This window comes from Streptomyces sp. NPDC051563 (genome assembly GCF_044454225.1).
Taxonomy (GTDB): Bacteria; Actinomycetota; Actinomycetes; order Streptomycetales; family Streptomycetaceae; genus Streptomyces.
Window position 1 is genome coordinate 345,482 of record NZ_JBITDL010000003.1, and the last position, 22,099, is coordinate 367,580.

General features: G+C 71.9%; 20 protein-coding genes and 1 riboswitch. Of the genes, 18 read left to right on the forward strand and 2 right to left on the reverse strand.

The genetic code is table 11. From position 1 onward, the window contains the following. Positions 1-15 precede the first annotated feature (15 nt). Positions 16-119: riboswitch (glycine riboswitch) on the reverse strand. Positions 120-299: 180 nt separating this feature from the next. The 11 genes from ACIA8F_RS05790 (at position 300) to ACIA8F_RS05840 (ending at position 12,478) form a co-directional block, all read left to right on the forward strand. Beyond that, complete coding sequence (locus ACIA8F_RS05790) at positions 300-986, forward strand: AAA family ATPase (RefSeq protein ID WP_399376944.1); 687 nt, start codon at positions 300-302, stop codon at positions 984-986. Positions 987-1,111: 125 nt separating this feature from the next. Further along, positions 1,112-1,822: an enhanced serine sensitivity protein SseB C-terminal domain-containing protein gene (locus ACIA8F_RS05795; RefSeq protein WP_399376945.1), complete on the forward strand. Its 711-nt coding sequence runs from the start codon at positions 1,112-1,114 to the stop codon at positions 1,820-1,822. 67 nt (positions 1,823-1,889) lie between these two features. Continuing rightward, positions 1,890-2,630 (forward strand): enhanced serine sensitivity protein SseB C-terminal domain-containing protein, encoded by a 741-nt coding sequence (locus ACIA8F_RS05800; RefSeq protein WP_389435290.1) that lies wholly within the window; start codon positions 1,890-1,892, stop codon positions 2,628-2,630. A 441-nt stretch (positions 2,631-3,071) separates the two neighbouring features. After that, on the forward strand, positions 3,072-4,067 hold the full coding sequence (locus ACIA8F_RS05805) for an ABC transporter permease (RefSeq protein WP_399376947.1): 996 nt from the start codon (positions 3,072-3,074) through the stop codon (positions 4,065-4,067). Positions 4,068-4,169: 102 nt separating this feature from the next. Beyond that, positions 4,170-5,948: an ABC transporter substrate-binding protein gene (locus ACIA8F_RS05810; RefSeq protein ID WP_399376948.1), complete on the forward strand. Its 1,779-nt coding sequence runs from the start codon at positions 4,170-4,172 to the stop codon at positions 5,946-5,948. Positions 5,949-6,074: 126 nt separating this feature from the next. Beyond that, complete coding sequence (locus ACIA8F_RS05815) at positions 6,075-7,073, forward strand: ABC transporter permease (RefSeq protein ID WP_399376949.1); 999 nt, start codon at positions 6,075-6,077, stop codon at positions 7,071-7,073. Then, the gene (locus ACIA8F_RS05820) at positions 7,070-8,191 is read left to right on the forward strand and encodes an ABC transporter ATP-binding protein (protein WP_399376950.1); all 1,122 of its coding nucleotides are present in this window, start codon (positions 7,070-7,072) and stop codon (positions 8,189-8,191) included. The genes ACIA8F_RS05815 and ACIA8F_RS05820 overlap by 4 nt, the downstream gene beginning before the upstream one ends. Before the next feature lie 5 nt (positions 8,192-8,196). After that, complete coding sequence (locus ACIA8F_RS05825; RefSeq protein ID WP_399376951.1) at positions 8,197-9,315, forward strand: ABC transporter ATP-binding protein; 1,119 nt, start codon at positions 8,197-8,199, stop codon at positions 9,313-9,315. A gap of 340 nt (positions 9,316-9,655) precedes the next feature. Continuing rightward, positions 9,656-10,264 (forward strand): trimeric intracellular cation channel family protein, encoded by a 609-nt coding sequence (locus tag ACIA8F_RS05830; protein WP_399377002.1) that lies wholly within the window; start codon positions 9,656-9,658, stop codon positions 10,262-10,264. Positions 10,265-10,306: 42 nt separating this feature from the next. Next, positions 10,307-11,173: a thioesterase family protein gene (locus ACIA8F_RS05835; protein ID WP_399376952.1), complete on the forward strand. Its 867-nt coding sequence runs from the start codon at positions 10,307-10,309 to the stop codon at positions 11,171-11,173. Between the two features lie 141 nt (positions 11,174-11,314). Beyond that, a complete protein-coding gene (locus ACIA8F_RS05840) occupies positions 11,315-12,478 on the forward strand; it encodes a cysteine desulfurase family protein (protein ID WP_399376953.1) in 1,164 nt (387 codons plus the stop codon). 4 nt (positions 12,479-12,482) lie between these two features. Here ACIA8F_RS05840 and ACIA8F_RS05845 read toward each other — a convergent pair whose 3' ends face one another. Beyond that, positions 12,483-13,202: an N-acetylmuramoyl-L-alanine amidase gene (locus tag ACIA8F_RS05845; protein ID WP_399376954.1), complete on the reverse strand. Its 720-nt coding sequence runs from the start codon at positions 13,200-13,202 to the stop codon at positions 12,483-12,485. 71 nt (positions 13,203-13,273) lie between these two features. Here ACIA8F_RS05845 and mnmA point away from each other — a divergent pair, with 71 nt between their 5' ends. Continuing rightward, entirely contained in the window at positions 13,274-14,413 is a 1,140-nt protein-coding gene (mnmA, locus tag ACIA8F_RS05850) for a tRNA 2-thiouridine(34) synthase MnmA (protein WP_399376956.1), read from the forward strand. A 101-nt stretch (positions 14,414-14,514) separates the two neighbouring features. Here the strand turns inward: mnmA and ACIA8F_RS05855 are convergent, their stop codons facing one another. Next, positions 14,515-15,438 (reverse strand): NADP-dependent oxidoreductase, encoded by a 924-nt coding sequence (locus ACIA8F_RS05855; protein ID WP_399376957.1) that lies wholly within the window; start codon positions 15,436-15,438, stop codon positions 14,515-14,517. Between the two features lie 128 nt (positions 15,439-15,566). On the opposite strand from ACIA8F_RS05855, the gene ACIA8F_RS05860 reads away from it, so the two are divergent. The 6 genes from ACIA8F_RS05860 (at position 15,567) to ligA (ending at position 21,964) form a co-directional block, all read left to right on the forward strand. Continuing rightward, on the forward strand, positions 15,567-16,547 hold the full coding sequence (locus tag ACIA8F_RS05860) for a GlxA family transcriptional regulator (protein WP_399376958.1): 981 nt from the start codon (positions 15,567-15,569) through the stop codon (positions 16,545-16,547). Between the two features lie 116 nt (positions 16,548-16,663). Next, positions 16,664-17,008 carry a DUF1330 domain-containing protein gene (locus ACIA8F_RS05865; RefSeq protein WP_399376959.1) on the forward strand — a complete coding sequence of 115 codons (345 nt, stop codon included), beginning with the start codon at positions 16,664-16,666 and terminating at the stop codon, positions 17,006-17,008. Positions 17,009-17,010: 2 nt separating this feature from the next. Beyond that, on the forward strand, positions 17,011-17,940 hold the full coding sequence (locus tag ACIA8F_RS05870; protein WP_399376960.1) for a hypothetical protein: 930 nt from the start codon (positions 17,011-17,013) through the stop codon (positions 17,938-17,940). A 100-nt stretch (positions 17,941-18,040) separates the two neighbouring features. Then, the gene (locus ACIA8F_RS05875) at positions 18,041-18,730 is read left to right on the forward strand and encodes an SDR family oxidoreductase (protein ID WP_399376962.1); all 690 of its coding nucleotides are present in this window, start codon (positions 18,041-18,043) and stop codon (positions 18,728-18,730) included. Next, the gene (locus ACIA8F_RS05880) at positions 18,727-19,722 is read left to right on the forward strand and encodes a methionine synthase (RefSeq protein WP_399376963.1); all 996 of its coding nucleotides are present in this window, start codon (positions 18,727-18,729) and stop codon (positions 19,720-19,722) included. The genes ACIA8F_RS05875 and ACIA8F_RS05880 overlap by 4 nt, the downstream gene beginning before the upstream one ends. Positions 19,723-19,753: 31 nt before the next feature. Next, positions 19,754-21,964: an NAD-dependent DNA ligase LigA gene (ligA, locus tag ACIA8F_RS05885; RefSeq protein ID WP_399376964.1), complete on the forward strand. Its 2,211-nt coding sequence runs from the start codon at positions 19,754-19,756 to the stop codon at positions 21,962-21,964. Positions 21,965-22,099 lie beyond the last annotated feature (135 nt).

The window sequence follows — 22,099 nt, forward strand, 5'->3', positions numbered from 1 at the left end:
GCTTTTCAGATCTGCCTCATCCACGCGGTACGGGGCCTGAGAGATTCAAGGGAGGTACTTGCTCCTTCGGCGCCCGGGCACCGCCTTGCGGCGTGCCGGGACTCTCCCGCGCGGATTCAAGCGGCCGGTATGCAGTTAGGTGTCCAGATGGCGCACATCATTGCACGGCGTGCGGCCGAATGGGGGAGGGGGTCCGCAAGCGGATCGGGCCCGGAACGGAACCGGCACTGCCGGATTACCGTCTCTTTACACTCAGGGGGACCGGGTCCAGGCGGCCCGTCGCGGGGGAGGCGAACACTGTGCGGAGATTCGGACCACTGGCGGCGACCGGCACCGGCACCGTCGAGGGCGTGGTGGGCGGGGTGCCGTCGCAGCGCGGCGTCGTACGGGATCCGGCGGCGGCCGGAGCGGCGGGGGAGCCCGGAGCCGTGCGCGACCTGCGCGGGGCCGAGGGCCCGTGCAGGCTGCGCTTCGCCGCGGGGGACGTCGTGGTGGTCTCCGGACTGCCCGGCGGCGGCAAGAGCACCCTGATCAAGCGGGCCGCGGAGGGCGGCGGCATCGACTCCCAGGACGTCCGCGAGCGGTGGGAGCGCCGGATGCCGGCCGCGCTGCCCTACGCGGTGTACCGGCCCGCGGTCCGGATCGCCCACTACTGGGGGCTGTGGCGGGTGCTCCGCTCCGGGGCCCCGGCCGTCGTCCACGACTGCGGTACGCAGAGCTGGGTACGGGGCCTGCTGGCCTCGGCGGCCCGCCGGCGCGGCCGCGCACTGCACCTGGTCCTGCTGGACACCACGCCCGAGGAGGCCAGGGCCGGGCAGGCGGCACGGGGCCGCGGGGTGTCGGCGTACGCCTTCGCCCGGCACCGCGGCGCGGTGGCCCGGCTGCTGCGCGAGGCCGAGGCGGGCCGCCCGCCGGCCGGCTGCGCGTCGGTGACCCTGCTGGACCGGCCGGCGGCGTCCCGGCTGACGTCGATCGGCTTCCGCTAGCGACGAGCGGCGGCGGTAGTGGCGGCGGTAGTGGCGGCGGGGCGGCGGCCCCCGGCCCCGCTGTCGCAGGCGCCCGTTAATCTCGGGTCGACATCAAGGGCAAGGGCAAGCGAGCGGAGACGTACATGTGGCCGGGTAACGAGCTGGAGCAGGTGCTCGGGGCGGCGCTCGGACAGGCGGACGCCGGCGGGCGGATCCTGGAGGTCCTCGGGCGCAGCCCGCTGTGGATCCCGCTGCCCGGCGGGGTGAACAGCCTGAGCCTGCCCACCATGGAGATCGACGGCGCCGCGTACGTGCCCGTCTACAGCTCCGAGGAGCAGTTCCGCGCCTGCGCCGGACCCGCCATGGACTTCGCCGTCGCCCCCGCCGTGGACTTCGCCCGGGGCCTGCCCCCGCAGCTCGGCCTCGCGGTCAACCCCGAGGGGTCCGTCGGCGTGCCGCTGCCCCCGCAGGCCGTCGCGGAGCTCTGCCGCACCGGCCGCAGCCCGCTCGACGGCCCCGCCACCGGCGGCCGGGTCCGGCTCTACGAGCCCGACTGGCAGGAGGACCCGGTCGAGTTCCTGGCCGCCGCCGCGGAGGAGTTCCGGGCCGCCGGGGTCGTCGCGTCCGCGCACCGCTGCCTCGCCAGCGTCGAGGGCGGCTCGCCGGAGCTCTACATCGGGGTCCACCTGGTGGGATGGGAGCCCGAGATGCGAAACGCCCCGATGGACGCGCTGGGCCGCGCCCTGACCCGCGTACCGCCGCCGTGGCCGGTGCAGTTGATCCTGCTCGACGCCGCCGAGGACCCGGTCGTCGACTACATACGTGAGCGCGTACGCCCCTTCTACCTGCCGTAGTGACGCTTAAGCTGGTGGCCGACACGCGTGGACGACGGGCGGACGAACAGACGAAGAGGGGTACCGGGTGAGTGCGTCAGGCACGGCCGCGGTCGGGCAGGTCGAGCACATGCTGCGCCAGGTGACTCCGGGGCGCTACGAGAGCTACGAGTCTCTCCTGCACGCCCTGGCCGAGGGACGGCTGTGGATGCTCCTCTGGCAGGGGCAGCCCGGATCCCCGGAGGCCCAGTACGGCGGCATGGAGGTCGAGGGCCTCGGGTACGCGCCCTGCGTGACCTCCCCGCAGGAGCTGGCCGCCAGCGGCTGGAACCGCGGGTACGAGGTGGTCACGGGCCGGGACATCGCCCGCGCCCTCTACCCCGACCGCTGGGGGCTGTGGCTCAATCCGCACGCCCAGGGCGGCGGCGTCGGCCTCCCCTGGGCCGACCTGCGCCGGATCGCCACCGGGCTCGACCGGATGCCGGCCGGCCCGCTGCGGCTGTCCGAACCCGCCATCGAGCTGCCGCAGTTCTACGGACTGCTCACGCAGCACGCGCACCGCACGCCCGCCGTCCGCTCGCTGCGCCGCGCCTGGGTGCAGCCCGCGCTGGGGTCCCCGTACCTCGCCGTCGGGCTCGACCTGTACGACGCCTCCGCCCACGCGCTGGAATCCGTACGGGAGATGATGCGCCAGTCGGTCGGCGCGGTCCCCGAGGGAGTGCCCGTGTGCACGGTCGCGCTCGCCGACGAACACGATCCCGTCGCGATGTGGCTGCGGGCCCAGACCAGGCCCTTCTACGACCGCGAGGGACAGGCGCCCGCCTACTGAGACATCGGTATTTAGCCACCCGAGGCCGCACGGAACAGTCGTTCCGTGCGGTCTTTGCGTTGTCCGGATTTCACCCCTGATGTACGCCCAATGGGCGCGCTAGTACGCCGAGTTGGGCGCCATGTCCGATTCCGTACCGAACAGCATGTCTTGCTCCGCTGAGGTGGCAGCGAAGTCCGGATAACGGGAACTCGACCCTCAGATCACGGTTGCGCATCCATTCACCTGCGGGTCTGGCGGCTGATCGAGCGCCCGATGAAGACTCCCCACCCAAGAGCGGGTCAGTCCTCCGATGGCACTGTCCGCAGCGCACCGCCCGAGCAGTACCCGTTCCGCAGAACGCATCCGTACCTCGCACTCCGAGCGCCACTCCGCACCAACGCCGCCACAGCGGCGGGCATGGGCCGGCCCACACGTCGGCCGAGAGGGGTCCCCACCACGATGACGGCACCACTGCACGACATGAGCGCGGAGACACCCGCACCCGTGTCCGTAGCCGACGTCCCCGCCAAGGCCATCGAAGGCCGCTCGCCCGGCCGCATCGCCTGGATGCGGCTCAAGCGCGACAAGGTCGCGCTGGCCGGCGGTTTCGTCGTGCTCCTGCTGATCCTCGTCGCACTGTTCGCGCCGCTGATCGTCAGCGCGTTCGGCCACCCCCCGGAGGAGCTGCACGAAGACCTGCTGGACCCGTTGCTGGGCCTGCCCTCCGGTGACTACGGCGGCATGAGCGGCGACTTCCTGCTGGGCATCGAACCGGTCAACGGCCGCGACGTCTTCAGCCGCATCGTCTACGGCGCCCGCATCTCGCTCCTGGTCGCCTTCCTGTCCGCCTTCGTGGCGGTCTCGATGGGCACCTTCTTCGGCATCGTCGCCGGCTACTTCGGCGGCTGGGTCGACGCGGCCATCAGCCGGGTCATGGACCTGCTGCTCGCCTTCCCGCAGCTGCTCTTCATCATCGCGCTCATCTCGGTCGTCCCCGGCAAGCTCTGGGGCTTCGAGGGATCGGGCCTGCGGATCGCCGTACTGGTCCTGGTGATCGGCTTCTTCGGCTGGCCCTACATCGGCCGCATCGTCCGCGGCCAGACCCTGTCGCTGCGCGAACGGGAGTACGTCGAAGCCGCGCGGAGCCTGGGCGCCGGCCGGATGTACATCCTCTTCCGCGAGCTGCTCCCGAACCTGGTGGCCCCCATCACCGTCTACGCGACGCTGATGATCCCCACCAACGTGCTGACCGAGGCCGCGCTCAGCTTCCTGGGCGTCGGCGTCAAGCCGCCCACACCGTCCTGGGGCGAGACCCTCTCGACGGCCGTGCGGACCTATGAGGACGACCCGCTCTTCATGATCTTCCCCGGCACGGCGATCTTCATCACCGTGCTGGCCTTCAACCTCTTCGGCGACGGCGTCCGCGACGCCCTCGACCCGAAGGGCTCCCGTTAGCCGTCCCCGCAGGTCATCCCGCAGGGCACCCGTAGGTCAGAACCGCAGGGCACACCGGAACCCGGCTTCGAACCGGAATCACAACGGAGGGTTGCGAGCATCGTGACTACCCATCGCATGTCCAAGCGCAGGCTTGCCGCCGGCACGGCCGTCGTGCTCGCGACGATGCTGGCCGCGACCGCCTGTGGCGGCGACGACGGCAAGACGAAGGACGAGAAGCCGTCCGCCGCGGGCGGTTTCAACGCCGCCATCGGCAAGGTCGCCAACGCCTCCACCAAGGCGGGCGGCGAGCTGAAGTTCGTCGGCACGCAGGAGGCCGACTCGTGGGACCCGCAGCGCGGTTACTACGGCTTCATGTGGGACTTCTCCCGCTACTACGCCCGCCAGCTCGTCAGCTTCAAGGCGGAGCCCGGTTCCAAGAGCACCGAGCTCGTCCCCGACCTGGCCACCGCCAACGCGGAGATCAGCGACGGCGGCAAGACCTACAAGTACACCCTCAAGGACAACGTGACCTGGGAGGATGGCACGCCCATCACCGCCCAGGACGTCAAGTACGGCATCGAGCGCACCTGGGCCCAGGACGTCATCTCCGGCGGCCCGGTCTACCTGATGCAGGTCCTCGACCCGAAGACCGAGTACCCCGGTCCGTACAAGGACACCAGCCCGGACAAGCTCGGCCTCAAGGCGATCGAGACCCCGGACGCCAAGACCGTCATCTTCAAGCTCCCCGCGCCCAACGGCGACTTCGAGCAGATGCTGGCCATGCCGGCCGCCAGCCCGGTCAAGCAGGACAAGGACACCGCGGCCAAGTACGGCCTCAAGCCCTTCTCCAGCGGCCCGTACAAGATCGACTCGTACGAGCCCAACAAGAGCATGAAGCTCTCGCGCAACACCGCCTGGAAGGCCGAGTCGGACACCATCCGCAAGGCGCTCCCGGACTCCATCTCGGTCACGTTCATGGCGAACGCGGACGACATGGACAAGCGCCTGATGAACGGCGAGTTCGACCTGGACATCAACGCGACCGGCATCGGCCAGGCGGCCCGCGCCACCGCGCTGAAGGACCACAAGGACAACCTGGACAACGGCCAGACCGGCTTCATCCGGTACGCCGTCATGCCGCAGACCGTCGCGCCGTTCGACAACATCGAGTGCCGCAAGGCCGTCATCTACGCGGCCGACCACAAGTCCCTGCAGACCGCCCGCGGCGGCCCGCAGGCCGGTGGCGACATCGCCCCCAACATGCTCCCGCTCGGCATCAAGGGCTCCGACGGCAAGTACGACCCGTACGGCGTCCTGACGAACGACGGCAAGCCCGACACCGAGAAGGCCAAGGCCGCGCTGAAGGCCTGTGGCAAGGAGTCCGGCTTCAAGACGACCATCGCGGTCCGCAACAACAAGCCGGTCGAGGTCGCCACGGCCGTCTCCCTGCAGAACGCCCTGAAGCAGGTCGGCATCGAGGCCGACGTCGACCAGTTCGACGGCGCCCAGACCTCCGGCATCATCGGTTCGCCGAAGGTGGTCAAGGAGAAGGGCTACGGCATCATCATCATGGGCTGGGGCGCCGACTTCCCGACCGGACAGGGCTTCTCCCAGCCGCTGGTCGACGGCCGCTTCATCCTGCAGAGCGGCAACAACAACTTCTCCGAGCTCAACGACCCGGCGATCAACAAGCTGTTCGACGAGGCCATCGCGGAGACCGACGCCAACAAGGCCGGCGACATCTACAAGCAGATGAACCAGAAGGTCTCCGAGGCCGCGGTCTACCTGCCCTTCGTCTACGACAAGACGATCAACTGGCGCAGCAGCCGTCTGACCAACGTCTACACCTCCGACGCGTACAACGGCCGCTACGACTACGCCTCGCTCGGCGTCCAGTAAACCGACCGTCCGATTCAGTTCCAGTGCCACACCCGCTAGGCACGAAGGGCAGGTGATGGCCGCGGCGGCGGCTCGGGGGCGCTCTCCAGAAGAGGGCGTCCCCGGGCCGCGGCCAGGCCGAGCGCAGTGCTTGCATATCTCATCCGGCGGATCTTCGCCGTCATCGTCATGCTGTTGGTCATCTCCCTGGTGACCTTCGGAATCTTCTTCCTCTTCCCGAAGATGATCGGGACGGACCCGGCCCTGTACTTCGTCGGCAAGCAGTCCGACCCCGCCGCCATCGAAGGCATCCGGCAGAAGATGGGTCTCGACGACCCGATCCTCGTCCAGTTCGGCAAGTTCGTCGTCGGGCTGGTGGCGGGTCGTACGTACGCCAACGGCAACGACGTCACGCAATGCGCCGCGCCCTGCTTCGGCTACTCCTTCAAGACCGAGCAGGAGGTGTGGCCGCTGCTGACCGACTGGCTGCCCGTCACCCTCTCGCTCGCCGCCGGCGCCGTCGTGCTGTGGGTGGTCGGCGGTGTCGCCACCGGCATCATCTCCGCCCTCAAGCGCGGTACGGTCCTGGACCGTTCGGCCATGGGCGTCGCCCTCGCCGGCGTCTCCCTCCCGATCTACTTCACCGGCATGCTCGCCATCGCCCTCTTCTCCGACCAGCTCGGCTGGTTCGGCCGGCCGGAGAAGACCTTCGCCGAGGATCCGGGCACCTGGTTCAACGGCATGGTCCTGCCGTGGATCTCGCTCGCCTTCCTCTACGCGGCGATGTACGCGCGGCTCACCCGCGCGACCATGCTCGAAGTGCTCAACGAGGACTACATCCGCACCGCGCGCGCCAAGGGGCTGACGGAACCCGTCGTCATCGGCAAGCACGCGATGCGCTCGACCATGACCCCGATCCTCACCGTCCTCGGCCTCGACCTGGGCGCACTGATGGGCGGCGCGGTCCTCACCGAGTACACCTTCTCGCTGCACGGCCTCGGCTACAGCGCCGTCCGGGCCATCAGCGAGCACGACCTGCCGGTCATTCTCGGCATCACCTTGATCTCCGCCTTCTTCGTCGTCGCGGCCAACCTCGTCGTCGACCTCCTGTACGCGGTGATCGACCCCCGAGTGAGGCTGTCATGACCGATTCGACGACGCCCGCCGTGACGGGCGCACTGAACGAGCCCGTCGCCGCCGGCGCCCCCGGCACCGCGTTCCTCGACGTACGCGACCTCAAGGTGCACTTCCCCACGGAAGACGGCCTGGTCAAGTCCGTGGACGGACTCTCCTTCACGCTGGAGAAGGGCAAGACCCTCGGCATCGTCGGCGAGTCCGGCTCCGGCAAATCGGTGACCTCGCTGGGCATCATGGGCCTGCACCGGGTCGGCCAGTACGGCCGCCAGCGGGCCCGGATCTCCGGAGAGATCTGGCTCGACGGCAAGGAACTGCTGTCCAGCCCCGAGGAAGAGGTCCGCAAGCTGCGCGGCCGGGAGATCGCGATGATCTTCCAGGACCCGCTGTCGGCGATGCACCCCTACTTCACCGTCGGCAAGCAGATCGCCGAGGCCTACCGGGTCCACAACAAGGCCGACAAGAAGACGGCCCGCAAGCGGGCCGTCGAGCTCCTCGACCGGGTGGGCATCCCCGAGCCGCACAAGCGGGTCGACAGCTACCCGCACGAGTTCTCCGGCGGCATGCGCCAGCGCGCGATGATCGCGATGGCGCTGGTCAACAACCCCGAACTGCTCATCGCGGACGAGCCCACCACCGCCCTGGACGTCACCGTCCAGGCGCAGATCCTCGACCTGATCCGGGACCTGCAGAAGGAGTTCGGCTCCGCGGTCATCATGATCACGCACGACCTCGGCGTGGTCGCCGAGATGGCCGACGACCTCCTCGTGATGTACGGCGGCCGGTGCGTGGAGCGGGGCAGCGCGGAGAAGGTCTTCTACGAGCCCCGCCACCCGTACACCTGGGGCCTGCTCGGCTCGATGCCGCGCATCGACCGGGAACAGACCGAACGCCTCATCCCGGTCAAGGGCTCGCCGCCCAGCCTGATCAACATCCCGAGCGGCTGCGCCTTCAACCCCCGGTGCCCGTACGCCGACCTGCCCAAGGGCGAGGTCACGCGGACCGTACGGCCCGAGCTGTCCCTGGTCGACACCTCGGCGGAGGGCGCGGGCCGGCACTGGGCCGCCTGTCACCTCTCCCCGGAGCAGCGGGACCGGATCTGGACCGAAGAGATTGCGCCGAAGCTGTGACCGACATGACTGTGCCCAACGAAGGCGCGAACGACAAGGCAGCCGTGGTCACCGTCCCGGCCCAGGCGGTGGCCTCCCCGGAGCCGCTGCTGCGGGTGACCGGACTGGTCAAGCACTTCCCCATCTCCAAGGGGCTGCTGCGCCGCCAGGTCGGGGCCGTGAAGGCCGTCGACGGCATCGACTTCGAGGTCTACCCCGGTGAGACCCTCGGCATCGTCGGCGAGTCCGGCTGCGGCAAGTCGACCATGGGCCGGCTGATCACCCGGCTGCTCGAACCGACCGGGGGCAAGGTCGAGTTCGAGGGCAAGGACATCACGCACCTGAGCGTGTCGGGCATGCGCCCGATGCGCCGCGACGTGCAGATGATCTTCCAGGACCCCTACGGCTCGCTGAACCCGCGGCACACGGTGGGCACCATCGTCAGCGCCCCGTTCAAGCTCCAGGGGGTCCAGCCGGAAGGCGGCCTCAAGGCGGAGGTCCAGCGCCTCCTGTCCCTGGTGGGCCTCAACCCGGAGCACTACAACCGCTACCCGCACGAGTTCTCCGGCGGCCAGCGCCAGCGCATCGGCATCGCCCGCGCCCTGGCCCTGAAGCCGAAGCTCGTCGTGGCCGACGAGCCGGTCTCGGCCCTGGACGTCTCCATCCAGGCCCAGGTGGTCAACCTGCTGGACGACCTCCAGGAAGAGCTCGGCCTCACCTACGTGATCATCGCCCACGACCTGTCGGTCATCCGGCACGTCTCGGACCGGATCGCGGTCATGTACCTGGGCAAGATCGTCGAGCTCGCGGACAACAAGTCCCTGTACACGGCGCCCATGCACCCGTACACCACGGCCCTGATGTCGGCCGTCCCGGTGCCGGACCCGCGCCGGCGCGGAGCCAAGAGCGGCCGCATCCTGCTCAAGGGCGACGTCCCTTCGCCGATCTCCCCGCCCTCCGGCTGCCGGTTCCACACCCGGTGCTGGAAGGCGACCCAGGTCTGCACCACGCAGGAGCCCCCCCTCGTCGCCCTGAAGACCGGCCACCAGGTGGCCTGCCACCACCCGGAGAACGCCCCCGACCAGGCCCCGGGCGACCCGGCCCTGCCGGGCGCGGCGGACGCCGTGGCGGAGCCGACGGGCTGACCACGCGCCGGCGGGGCACTCTCGGCCCCGCCGGCCGCCAGGGCGGCGCCGGACTGCTTTCCGGCGCCGCCGGACTGCTTCACGGCGCCGCCGGGCGAATCCAGATCCGCCTGCTCTTGACGGCGCCGCCGGGCAAAAATCAGCCCCGCCGGCGTTTGAGGCGCGGGGGTTCGGGGGCGGAGCCCCTGACGGCGGTGCCGCAGCCGGTCACGGTCCGCAGCTCCACGGGGCGCCGTGTCCCGACCCGGCAGGGCCTGCCGAGCACGCCGCGGGCGACCGGCAGAATGAAGCCGTGATCCACGATCTCTTCCCGCCCGGAGTCCAGCACACCCTGGACCTCATGGGCATCTTCGTCTTCGCCACGGCCGGCGCCCTGCTCGCCGTACGCAAGAACTTCGACGTCTTCGGCATCGTCGTCCTCGCGCTCGTCACCGCCCTCGGCGGCGGCCTGTTCCGCGACATCGTCATCGGCGCCACTCCGGCGGCCGCCTTCAGCGATCTCGGGTTCTTCGTCACGCCCCTGATCGCCGCCGCGATCGTCTTCTTCCTGCACCCCGAGGTCCAGCGCATCAACCGCGCCATCAACGTCTTCGATGCGGCCGGCCTCGGGCTGTTCTGCGTGACGGGCACGACCAAGGCGTACGAGTACGGTCTCGGCCTCACCGCGTCCGCCGCGCTGGGCCTGGCGACCGCCGTCGGCGGCGGCGTCCTGCGCGACGTCCTCGTCAACGAGGTGCCCTCGCTGCTGCGCGACCGCGAGATGTACGCCGTGCCGGCCGTCATCGGCGCCTCGATGGTGGCGCTCTTCATCAGCTTCGACAACCTGAACGCCCTCACGACGGGTCTGGCGATCGTCACCACCTTCGTGCTGCGGCTGCTGGCCATCCGCTACCACTGGCGGGCGCCGCTCGCCTGGAACCGACGCTCGTCGGTGGCGGAGGAGCCGTAAACAAAGCTACCGCTTAGTATTGTCCCGGTGTACGGTCGTTCCATGTCACACGCAGCTGCCAAGGCCCCCATCGGCGACAGCGAGTTCGACCGCGACACCACCGTCACCGCCCGTGCGGGCGAGCCCGGTGTGTACGACGCGGACCTCTCCGCCGGGTGGACGATCATCACCGCCGTCAACGGCGGCTACCTGCTGGCCCTCGTAGGCCGCGCCCTGTCGTCGGCCCTGCCGCACCCGGACCCCTTCACGGTGTCCGCGCACTACCTGACCTCGTCGGTTCCCGGCCCCGCCGTGATCCGCACCGAGGTCGTACGGATCGGCCGCACCCTGTCCACTGGTCAGGCCTCCCTCTTCCAGTTCGACGAGAGCGGCGCCGAGATCGAGCGGATCCGCGTCCTGGCCTCCTACGGGGACCTCGCCGAGCTGCCGGACTCCGTCCACACCGCGGCCCTCCCGCCCGCCATCCCCGCCTACGAGGACTGCCTCGGCGCGGAGGCCGGCCCGGCCCCGATCCCCGGCAGCTCGGCGATCGTGGACCGGCTCCGGCTGCGCCTGGACCCGGCGACGGCCGGCTGGGCCGTCGGACAGCCCTCGGGCAAGGGCGAGATGCGGGCCTGGTTCGAGCTCGCGGACGGCCGCGACGCCGACCCCTTCTCCCTCCTCCTGGCCGTGGACGCGCTCCCGCCGACCTCCTTCGACCTCGGCCTGCTCGGCTGGACCCCGACCGTGGAACTCACCACGCACGTCCGCCACCGCCCGGCCCCCGGCCCGCTCCGGGTGTCGATCACCACGCGGAACCTGGCCGGCGGCTTCCTGGAGGAGGACGCCGAGGTCTGGGACTCGGCGGACCGCCTGGTAGCCCAGTCCCGCCAGCTGGCCCGAGCCCCGCGGCCGACCACACCCTCTTAACGCCCCGCTCGCGCGGCCCGTGCGGGCGCGGGCCGCCGCGTTCGAAGCTGCCGCGTGGCGCGAGGGCGGGGCCCCGTCAGGGGGGGCTGTGGGGCACCGGCGGGGAACGGGAGCGCGGGGGACTCGTAGAATCGGGGGATCATGGCCTACCTCGACCACGCCGCCACCACCCCGATGCTGCCGGAGGCCGCCGCGGCGATGACCGCGCAGTTCGGCGTCACGGGCAACGCGTCCTCCCTGCACGCCGCCGGCCGCCGCGCCCGCCGCACCGTCGAGGAGGCCCGCGAGGCCCTCGCCGACGCGCTCGGGGCCCGTCCGAGCGAGGTGGTCTTCACCGCCGGCGGCACGGAGGCCGACAACCTCGCCGTCAAGGGGCTCTACTGGGCCCGCCGCGACGCCGATCCCGCCCGGACCCGCGTCCTCGCCAGCCCCGTGGAGCACCACGCCGTCCTCGACGCCGTGCACTGGCTCGCCGAGCACGAAGGGGCGCAGGTCGAGTACCTGCCCGTGGACCGCTACGGCCGCGTGCACCCCGAGGCCCTCCGCGAGGCGATCGAGCGGAACCCCGAGGACATCGCCCTCGCCACCGTCATGTGGGCCAACAACGAGATCGGCACCGTCATGCCGATCACCGAACTGGCCGCCGTGGCCCGCGAGTCCGGCATCCCGCTGCACTCCGACGCCGTCCAGGCCTTCGGCCAGCTCGACGTCCGCTTCGGCGACAGCGGCCTCGCCGCCATGACCGTCAGCGGCCACAAGGTCGGCGGACCGTACGGGATCGGCGCGCTGCTGCTCGGCCGCGACCAGACCCCGGTACCCGTCCTGCACGGCGGCGGCCAGGAGCGGCACGTCCGCTCCGGCACCCTCGACGTCCCGGCCATCGCCGCCTTCGCCGTGGCGGCCGTCCTCGCCGCCGAGCGGCGCGAACGGTTCGCCGCCGAGATCGGCGCCCTGCGCGACCGGCTCGTCGCCGCCGTGCTCCACGAGGTGCCCGACGCCGTCCTGGGCGGCGACCCGGACGGCCGGCTCCCGGCCAACGCCCACTTCAGCTTCCCCGGCTGCGAGGGGGACTCGCTGCTGCTCCTGCTCGACGCCCAGGGCATCGAGTGCTCCACCGGCTCCGCCTGCACGGCCGGCGTGGCGCAGCCCAGCCACGTACTGCTCGCCACCGGCACCGATCCGCGCCTGGCCCGCGGCACCCTGCGCTTCTCCCTCGGCCACACCTCCACGCAGGCCGACGTGGACGCGGTCGCCGCCGCCATCGGCCCGGCGGTGGCCCGCGCCCGTACGGCGGGGCTCAGCTAGGCCGTCAGGCCGTCTTGGCGCCCGCCGCCCCGGCCTCGTTGACCATGCGGAGGTAGCGGTCCCAGTCCCAGTGCCGGCCCGGGTCCGTGTGGTCGGCTCCGGGCACCTCGGAGTGGCCGAGGAAGTGCTTGCGGTCGGCGGGGATCCCGTACCGCTTGCAGACGTCGGCGGCGAGCCGGGCCGAAGCCCCGTACATCGCGTCCGTGAAGTCCTGCGGCCGGTCGATGAACCCGACGTGCTCGATCCCGATGCTGCGCTCGTTCATGGAGCGGTTGCCCGAGTGGAAGGCGACGTCGAGCTCGCGCACCATCTGCTCGATGTGGCCGTCCTGCCCGACTATGTAGTGCGCCGACGCCCGGTGGAACGGATTCTTGAAGGCGTCCACCGAGGACTTGAAGCCGCCCTGGGTGACATGGACCACGATCCGGTCGATCCGGTAGTCGGCGGGCCGGTCCGCCAGCCGCCAGTTCGCCGGAGAGGCCGCCGTCCAGGAGGCCCCCGCGTGGTCCAGCTCGCCTTCCTTCCGCGGCTTGGACACCCCCGGCACCAGCCACCAGGCCCGCCCCAGCTCATCGCGCCCGGCGACCGCCGCGGCCGCCACCACCCCGAGCCCGCCGAACAGCACCGCCCTGCGGGTCCGCCCGGGCCGCTTGCCGCCCGCGCCCGCCGTGGCCCCCGTCCCCGCCTTGGCCCCCGTACCGCCCTTGCCGCTCTTGGTTCCCATCGGTGATCCACCCCCTGTCACCGAGAACGCGCTGTGAGCCCGCGCGGTTCCCCCGTACCCTGGACGGTGCTATGACTGAGAACCTGCCGAGCAGCCCCCGCCCCCTCCGCGTCCTGGCCGCCATGTCCGGCGGAGTGGACTCCGCCGTCGCCGCCGCCCGCGCGGTCGAAGCCGGGCACGACGTGACCGGCGTCCACCTCGCCCTCTCCGCGAACCCGCAGTCCTTCCGGACCGGAGCCCGCGGCTGCTGCACGATCGAGGACTCCCGCGACGCCCGCCGCGCCGCCGACGTCATCGGCATCCCGTTCTACGTCTGGGACCTCGCCGAACGCTTCCGCGAGGACGTCGTCGAGGACTTCATCGCCGAGTACGAGGCCGGGCGCACCCCGAACCCCTGCCTGCGCTGCAACGAGAAGATCAAGTTCGCGGCGCTGCTCGACAAGGCCCTCGCCCTCGGCTTCGACGCCGTCTGCACCGGCCACTACGCCACCGTCGTCCTGAACGAGGACGGCACGCGCGAGCTGCACCGCGCCTCCGACATGGCCAAGGACCAGTCCTACGTCCTCGGCGTGCTCGACGAGAAGCAGCTCGCCCACGCACTGTTCCCGCTCGGAGACACCCTCACCACCAAGGAAGAGATCCGCGCCGAGGCCGAGGAGCGGGGCCTGGCCGTCGCGAAGAAGCCCGACAGCCACGACATCTGCTTCATCGCCGACGGCGACACCCAGGGCTTCCTGGCCAACCGCCTCGGCAAGGCCGAGGGCGACATCGTCGACGAGGCCACCGGCGAGAAGGTCGGCACCCACGAGGGTGCCTTCGGTTTCACCATCGGCCAGCGCAAGGGCCTGCGGATCGGCCACCCGGCCCCCGACGGCAAGCCGCGCTACGTCCTCGACATCTCCCCGGTGAACAACACCGTCACGGTGGGACCGGTGGAGGCGCTCGACGTCACCGCCCTCACCGCGATCCGCCCGCGCTGGTGCGGCTCCACGGCCGCCGCCCCGGGCACGTACACCGCGCAGCTGCGCGCCCACGGCGGGGAGACCGAGGTCTTCGCCGAGCTGGTGGAGGGCGAACTGCGCGTCCGCTTCACCGAGCCGGTCCGCGGTGTGGCCCCCGGCCAGGCGATCGTCCTCTACGACGGCACCCGCGTGGTCGGCTCCGCCACCATCGCCACCACCACCCGGGCCACGGCCCCGGCGCCCGTCTAGCCGGGCCGCCCGGCAGGCCTGCTGCCAGGCCGCCAGGCCGCCGGGTCGCCGGGTCGGACCACCATCAGGCCGCCGGGTCGGACCACCGTCAGTTCGCCGGGTCAGACCACCGTCAGGACGATCTTGCCGGTGGTCCGGCCCTGCTCGCCGATCTCGTGCGCCTTCGCGGCCTCGGCCAGCGGGAGCACCGTGTCGACCAGCGGCCGCAGCAGGCCCCGGTCGGCCAGGGCGGCGATCTCCCGCAGGCCGCCGAGGTCCGGCTCCACCAGGAGCCAGGCGGCGTGCACGCCCGCCGTGTCGGCCGGGATGCCGTCCGGGCCCGGCAGGGTGATCAGGTGGCCGCCCGGCTTGAGCACCTTCAGCGAGCGTGCGGTGTACTCCCCGCCGACCGCGTCGACCACGATGTCCACGCCGGAGACGACCTCCTCGAAGTCCGTGGTCCGGTAGTCGATCACCTCGTCGGCGCCGAGCTCGCGCAGCAGCCCGTGCTTGGCCGCGCTGGCCGTGCCGATCACGTACGCGCCGCGGGCCTTGGCGATCTGCACGGCCAGATGGCCGACCCCGCCGGCCGCCGCGTGCACCAGCACCCGCTGTCCGGCCGACACCCCGGCGGCGTCCACCAGCGCCTGCCAGGCGGTCAGGGCCGCCAGCGGCAGGGCCGCCGCCTGGACGTGATCCAGGGAGGCGGGCTTGCGGGCGAAGTGCCGGGCGGGCGCGGTCACGTACTCGGCGTACCCGCCGGCCTGCTCCGGGAAGCGGGGCATCCCGTACACCTCGTCGCCGGCCCGGTACAGGGTCACACCCGGTCCGACGGCCTCGACCGTGCCCGACACGTCCCAGCCGACCATCGGGACGGGCCCCCAGGGAATGAGGGCGCCGCTGGCGCGGGTCTTCCAGTCGACCGGGTTCACCCCGGCCGCGTGGACCCGTACCAGGATCTCGCCCAAACCCGGCTCCGGGCGGACCAGCTCGGTCTCGGTCAGTACTTCGGGTCCGCCCCACTGGCTGACGACGACGGCGCGCATGAATGTCTCCCTGATTGTGCTCGATCTGCTGTTTCACCTGCCGGTTTCCCCGGCCGACGGCTCCAGCTTGGCCCCGTACCGACCCGCGTGGTGGTGGCCGGATGGCCACCATGTGACAGAATCGGGCCATGCACCGTGTAGCCGTACTCGCCCTGGAGGGCGTCGCCCCGTTCGAGCTCGGCATGCCCTCGCGGGTCTTCGGGAACGCCCGCGGCCCGGGCGGGAGCTTCCTCTACGAGGTCACCGTCTGCACCCCGGACGGCCTGCCCGTGGCGACCGACGCCGGATTCACCATCGACGCCGGCGCCGGCCCCGAGGCCCTCGCGGCGGCCGACACCGTGATCATCCCGCCGACCCACTCGCTGCCCGGGCTCCTGCGCGGCGAGCCGCTGCCGCAGGCCCTCGCCGACGCCCTCGCCCACATCCGGCCGGGCACCCGCATCGTGTCGATCTGCACCGGCTCCGAGGTGCTCGCCGCCGCGGGGATGCTCGACGGGCGGCCCGCCACCACCCACTGGGTCCACGCACCCGAGTTCCGGCGCGCCTTCCCGCGGGTCGATCTCGACGAGGACGTCCTCTTCGTCGACGACGGCGACATCCTCACCTCGGCCGGGGTCGCCGCCGGCATCGACCTCCTGCTCTACCTGGTCCGCGCCGACCACGGCAGCGCCGTCGCCAACCTCGCCGCGCGGCTGTGCGTGGTCCCGCCGTGGCGCGACGGCGGGCAGGCCCAGTACATCGTGCGGCCCGTCCCCGAGCCCACCGTCGCCACCACCACCGCCACCCGGGCCTGGGCCCTGGAACGCCTCACCGAGCCGCTCACCCTTGCGGAACTGGCCTCCCACGCCCGCATGAGCCTGCGCACCTTCACCCGCCGCTTCCGCGACGAGGTCGGCATGACCCCGGTGCAATGGCTCACCGGCCAACGCCTGGAGCTCGCCCGCCACTTGCTGGAGACCAGCGACCTCCCCGTGGACCTGGTGGCCCACCGCTCCGGCTTCGGCTCCGCGAACTCCCTGCGCCAGCACATGCGTTCCGCCCTCGGCATCTCCCCGATCGCCTACCGCCGCACCTTCCAGCCCAACACCCCGGCGCTCGCCCACTCTTGACGCCCGCCCGGGCCGGCCACCGGTACACCGATGACCCGGGAGGTAATCGCCTTCCGGGCCCTCGGCGGGCAGGATCGGATCAACAAGCCGATCCCGCACGGAAGAAGAGGCCCGACATGACCGCCTACGCCATCGGCCACATACGGCCCGAGACCATGCACGAGGACGTCCTCCGCTACATCGAGGAGATCCAGGCCACCATGGACCCCTTCGAGGGCCGCTTCCTGGTCCACGGCAAGCAGGTCGAGGTCCTGGAGGGCGCCTGGCCCGGCACGGTCGTCCTGATCGCCTTCCCGGACCTGGAGCGGGCCCGAGGCTGGTACGCCTCCGCCCCCTACCAGACCCTGATCCCGCTGCGCACGAACCACATGCCGGGCGACATCATCCTCGTCGACGGCGTCCCGGCGGACTACGACGCCTCGAAGACCGCGGCCACCCTCCGCGAAGCCGCGGGCCCCTGACGATGTCGAGCCGCGCCACCTTCCTCGTCGACCGCCGCCGCTACGAGTCCTCCTCCGGCGCGGTCGGCCTGGACCTCGACCTCCTCGCCGGGCCGCGGGCCTTCGTCCCCTTTGCCGAAGCCCACGCGGAAGCGGCCGGCCCCTGGTACGACGACGAGGCGTGCGAGGCGGGCGCGCTGGTCGACACGCGCGCGAAGGTCCTGCTGGTGTTCGCCTGGGAAGGCGTCTTCGCCTCCACCCGCACCCGCGCGGCGGCCTTCGAGCTGCTGCGCCGCGCCTGGCCGGGCTGGCGGGTGCGGTGGCTCTACGACGGTCAGCGCGGCCTGCGCGCGTACGCCGGCGCCGAGCCCTGCGCGCACCGGGGCGGTGTGATCGCCTCCCCGGTGCTGGAGCCGGACGACCCGGAGCTCGCCGAGCCCGACCCCTCGGTACTGGTCGTCACCGTGGGCGGGCGCTGCCACGTCCTGGCGATGCTCGGCGACCACCCGGTGGACGAGGGCCCGGCCCTGCTGGAGCGGCTGGCCGCGGAGCCCGGGCATGCGGGGTACTCGGGGGCCTTTGAGGGCGGGCTCCATGTGGACCCGCTGCTGCGGCGCGTGGGGTGGTGGCACACGACCCGCCGGCCCGGGCCGGCGGAAGCGGGCGAGCGCTGGCCGGGGTGGACCGTGGAGTTTTGGGAGGACCGCTGGGCCGAGCACGTACGACGGGCTCCGGCGCTGGAGGTGCGGGAGGCGGACCGGGCGGCGGCCCTGGCGGAGGTGCGCGACGCGGCGCTGGACCGGTGGGCCGGAGCCCGGCGGGACGTCCGCGCAGCGGTCCGCGCCGCCGCTCCCGGGGCCCTGACCGGCCCGGGTCTGTCCCCGCCGGTCCCCGGTGACCTTGCCGCGCGGGCGCGGGAGGCGATCGTCCGGGCCCACGCCGCGGCCCGCTGACGCAGCCGACGGGCCACCGGCCCGGCGGGATCCCGCCGCCTCCGTCGGGGTTCGGGACCGGTGGGGGTGGAGGGGCGGGACGGGGTGCGAGCATGGCGGCATGGCTACTCATCTCATCACCGGTGCCGGATCCGGTATCGGCAAGGCCGTCGCGGACCGTCTGCACGGCCGCGGCGACGATCTCGTCCTTCTCGCCCGTGACGCCGCCCGCGCCCGGCAGCTCACCGACCGCTACCCGGGATCGAGCGCGCTCGTCGGGGACCTCGCCGACCCCGACCGGCTGTCGTGGGCCTTCTCCAAGCAGGCCGTCCCCGAGCGGATCGACTCGCTCCTGCACATCGCCGGCATCGTGGACCTCGGGCCCGTGGGGGAGCTGCGCCCCAAGACCTGGCACCAGCAGCTCAACGTCAACCTGATCGCCCCCGCCGAGGTCACCCGGCTCCTGCTGCCCACCCTGCGCGCCTCCCACGCCACCATCGTCTTCGTGAACTCCGGCGCCGGCCTCGCCGCCCACGCCGACTGGAGCGCGTACGCCGCCTCCAAGCACGGGCTCAGGGCGCTCGCCGACTCGCTGCGGGCGGAGGAGAAGGAGAACGGCATCCGCGTCACCTCCGTCTACCCCGGCCGCACCGCCACCCCCATGCAGATGAAGGTCCGCTCGCAGGAGGGGGAGTCCTACGACGCCGCCGACTGGATCGACGCCGAGTCCGTCGCGACGACCATCGTCATGGCCGTCGACCTGCCCCGCGATGCCGTGGTCAGCGACCTCACCGTCAGGCCCGGCCGATGAGCGCGAGCCGCACCGGCGGAGCCACCGGAGTCGGCTCGTTCCCCGGCGGCGACGCCCGCGAGGCCGCCAAGACCGTCACCGGCTCCTTCGAGGAGTTCCCGTACCTCGCCGAGCTGCCCGCCCGCGGACCCGGCTCGGACATGATCGGCCGCTCCCTCGGGCTGCTCGTGGACATGTACGCGCACGTCGAGCCCAGCGGCTGGCGGATCAGCGACCGCCCCGGCCGCGACAGCAAGCGGGCCCGCTCCTGGCTCGGCGAGGACCTGGACGCCCTGGAGGAGTTCACCCAGGGGTACGAGGGCCGCCTCAAGGTCCAGGCCGTCGGGCCGTGGACCCTGGCCTCCGCCCTGGAGCTGCACGGCGGCGAGGCCGTCCTCCAGGACCCGGGCGCCTGCCGGGACCTCGCCGGATCCCTCGCGGAAGGCGTCCGCGAGCACCTGGCCGACGTACGCAAGCGGATCCCCGGCGCCGAGATCGTCCTCCAGTACGACGAACCCTCGCTCACCGCGGTCCTGCTCGGCCGGGTGCGCTCCGCCAGCGGCTACCGCACATACCGCGCCGTCGACCGGCAGGTCGTCGAGGGAACCCTGCGCGAGCTGTTCTCCGTCCACGACGGGGAGGTGATCGTCCACTCCTGCGCCCCCGAGGTGCCCTTCGCACTGCTGCGGCGCGCCGGTGTCTCGGGCGTGTCGTTCGATTTCTCCTTGCTCACCGAGCGCGAGGATGACGCCATCGGGGAAGCCGTCGAGGCCGGCACGAAACTCTTCGCCGGAGTGGTGCCCGGGACCGACGGCCCGTTGTCGGACCCGGGCGGTAGCGTCATGGGTGTCAGGAAGCTCTGGCGCAGGCTGGGGCTGACCCCGGGGACTCTGGCGGAGTCCGTCGTGGTCACCCCTTCGTGCGGTCTGGCGGGCGCTTCGCCCGCCTACGCGCGGGCGGTTCAGGCGCACTGCGTCAGGGCGGCGAGGTCGCTCGCCGACAACCCTGAGTGATGGATCGAGACGGGTCACGGGAGGACACGGCATGGCAGCCGAACAGAAGCAGGGCAGCGAATCGGCCGTACCGGCGGAACTGCGCGAGCAGCACGCGCTGATCGCCGAACAGGTCGAGGAGCACCGCTTCCGGTACTACGTGAACGACCAGCCGGTCGTCAGCGACGCCGAGTTCGACACGCTGCTGCGCTCGCTGGAGGCGCTGGAGGAGCAGTACCCGGAGCTGCGCACGCCCGATTCGCCCACCCAGAAGGTGGCCGGGGCGTACGAGACGGACTTCGCCTCCGTGGAGCACCGCGAGCGCATGCTCTCCCTCGACAACGCCTTCGACGACGAGGAACTGGCGGCCTGGGCCGAGCGCGTGGCCCGGGACGCCAACACCTCCGACTACCACTACCTGTGCGAGCTCAAGGTGGACGGCCTCGCCGTCAACCTCACCTACGAGAACGGCCGCCTGACCCGCGCCGCCACCCGCGGCGACGGCCGCACGGGCGAGGACATCACGCCCAACGTCCGCACCATCGCCGACATCCCCGACCGGCTCAAGGGCGAGCGGATCCCCGCCCTGGTCGAGATCCGCGGCGAGGTCTACTTCCCGATGGAGAAGTTCGAGGAGCTCAACGCCCGCCTCGTCGAGGCCGAGGGCAAGCCCTTCGCCAACCCGCGCAACGCGGCGGCCGGTTCGCTGCGCCAGAAGGACCCCAAGGTCACCGCCGGCCGGCCGCTCCACATGGTCGTGCACGGCATCGGCGCCCGCGAGGGCTTCGAGATCGAGAACCAGTCCCAGGCGTACGAGCTGCTGCACGAGTGGGGCCTGCCCACCGCCCAGCACAACAAGGTGGTCTCCACGCTCGCCGAGGTCCGGGAGTTCATCGCCTACTTCGGCGAGAACCGCCACTCGGTGGAGCACGAGATCGACGGCGTCGTCGTCAAGCTCGACGAGATCGCCCTCCAGGGCCGGCTCGGCTCCACCGCACGCGCCCCGCGCTGGGCCATCGCCTGGAAGTACGCGCCCGAGGAGGTCAACTCCAAGCTGATCGACATCAAGGTCGGCGTGGGCCGCACCGGGCGCGTGACCCCGTACGCCCAGGTGGAGCCGGTGACGGTGGCGGGCTCCGAAGTCGAGTTCGCGACCCTGCACAACCAGGAGGTCGTCAAGGCCAAGGGCGTGCTCATCGGGGACACCGTCGTCCTGCGCAAGGCCGGCGACGTCATCCCCGAGATCCTCGGACCCGTCGTCGACCTGCGGGACGGCAGCGAGCGGGAGTTCGTCATGCCGACCGAATGCCCCGAGTGCGGGACGGCGCTGCGGCCGATGAAGGAAGGCGACATCGACCTGCGCTGCCCCAACGGGCAGACGTGTCCCGCCCAGTTGCGCGAGCGGCTCTTCTACCTCGGCGGCCGGCAGTGCCTGGACATCGAGAACTTCGGTGCGGTGGCCGCGGCCGCGCTCACCCACCCGCTGGAGCCGGCCGAGCCGCCGCTGCGGGACGAAGGCGACCTCTTCGACCTCACCATCGAGCAGCTCCTGCCCATCAAGGCGTACGTGCTCGACCCGGACAGCGGGCTGCCCAAGCGGGACCCGAAGACCGGCGAGGAGAAGATCGTCACGGTCTTCGCCAACCAGAAGGGCGAGCCGAAGAAGAACGCCCTGTCGATGCTGGAGAACATCGCCGCCGCCAAGGACCGCCCGCTCGCCCGCATCATCAACGGCCTGTCGATCCGGCACGTCGGACCGGTAGCGGCGGAAGCACTGGCCCGGGAGTTCCGCTCCATCGAGCGGATCGAGCAGGCGACGGAAGAGGAACTGGCCGCCACCGACGGAGTCGGCGCGATCATCGCCGCGTCCCTCAAGGAATGGTTCGCCGTCGACTGGCACCAGGAGATCCTGCGCAAGTGGCGGGCCGCCGGGGTCCGGATGGAGGAGGAAGGTTCCGGCGAGGACGAGGGGCCGCGCCCGCTGGAGGGGCTGACCGTCGTCGTCACCGGGACTTTGCAGAGCCACACGCGGGACGGCGCGAAGGAGGCCCTGCAGAGCCGCGGCGCCAAGGTGACCGGGTCCGTCTCGAAGAAGACCTCCTTCGTCGTGGTCGGCGACAACCCCGGCTCGAAGTACGACAAGGCGGTGCAGTTGAAGCTCTCCATCCTCGACGACGCCGGATTCGCCGTCCTGCTCGAAGAGGGCCCCGACGCGGCGCGCGAGGCGGCGCTCCCGGTGGACGGCAACGCCGAGGCGGAGTAGCGAAGGCGAACGGATGCGTGGCGTGCGGCCGTACGAGCGGGCGCGCGCCCGGCGCGGCCGGTGGTGGCACCCGGCGCCGCACGGCCGGTACCCGGCCCATGCAAGGCCGGTACAAGGCTGGTGGCGGGCCCCCGG

Bases quoted from the DNA above. Each gene is read 5' to 3' on its own strand.
- ACIA8F_RS05845 (WP_399376954.1), bottom strand. From the start codon at position 13,202: ATGGGAACCAAGAGCGGCAAGGGCGGTACGGGGGCCAAGGCGGGGACG.
- mnmA (WP_399376956.1), top strand. From the start codon at position 13,274: ATGACTGAGAACCTGCCGAGCAGCCCCCGCCCCCTCCGCGTCCTGGCC.
- ACIA8F_RS05820 (WP_399376950.1), top strand. From the start codon at position 7,070: ATGACCGATTCGACGACGCCCGCCGTGACGGGCGCACTGAACGAGCCC.
- ACIA8F_RS05855 (WP_399376957.1), bottom strand. From the start codon at position 15,438: ATGCGCGCCGTCGTCGTCAGCCAGTGGGGCGGACCCGAAGTACTGACC.
- ACIA8F_RS05865 (WP_399376959.1), top strand. From the start codon at position 16,664: ATGACCGCCTACGCCATCGGCCACATACGGCCCGAGACCATGCACGAG.
- ACIA8F_RS05840 (WP_399376953.1), top strand. From the start codon at position 11,315: ATGGCCTACCTCGACCACGCCGCCACCACCCCGATGCTGCCGGAGGCC.
- ACIA8F_RS05830 (WP_399377002.1), top strand. From the start codon at position 9,656: ATGGGCATCTTCGTCTTCGCCACGGCCGGCGCCCTGCTCGCCGTACGC.
- ligA (WP_399376964.1), top strand. From the start codon at position 19,754: ATGGCAGCCGAACAGAAGCAGGGCAGCGAATCGGCCGTACCGGCGGAA.
- ACIA8F_RS05805 (WP_399376947.1), top strand. From the start codon at position 3,072: ATGACGGCACCACTGCACGACATGAGCGCGGAGACACCCGCACCCGTG.
- ACIA8F_RS05875 (WP_399376962.1), top strand. From the start codon at position 18,041: ATGGCTACTCATCTCATCACCGGTGCCGGATCCGGTATCGGCAAGGCC.
- ACIA8F_RS05835 (WP_399376952.1), top strand. From the start codon at position 10,307: ATGTCACACGCAGCTGCCAAGGCCCCCATCGGCGACAGCGAGTTCGAC.
- ACIA8F_RS05870 (WP_399376960.1), top strand. From the start codon at position 17,011: ATGTCGAGCCGCGCCACCTTCCTCGTCGACCGCCGCCGCTACGAGTCC.
- ACIA8F_RS05825 (WP_399376951.1), top strand. From the start codon at position 8,197: ATGACTGTGCCCAACGAAGGCGCGAACGACAAGGCAGCCGTGGTCACC.
- ACIA8F_RS05860 (WP_399376958.1), top strand. From the start codon at position 15,567: ATGCACCGTGTAGCCGTACTCGCCCTGGAGGGCGTCGCCCCGTTCGAG.
- ACIA8F_RS05795 (WP_399376945.1), top strand. From the start codon at position 1,112: ATGTGGCCGGGTAACGAGCTGGAGCAGGTGCTCGGGGCGGCGCTCGGA.
- ACIA8F_RS05880 (WP_399376963.1), top strand. From the start codon at position 18,727: ATGAGCGCGAGCCGCACCGGCGGAGCCACCGGAGTCGGCTCGTTCCCC.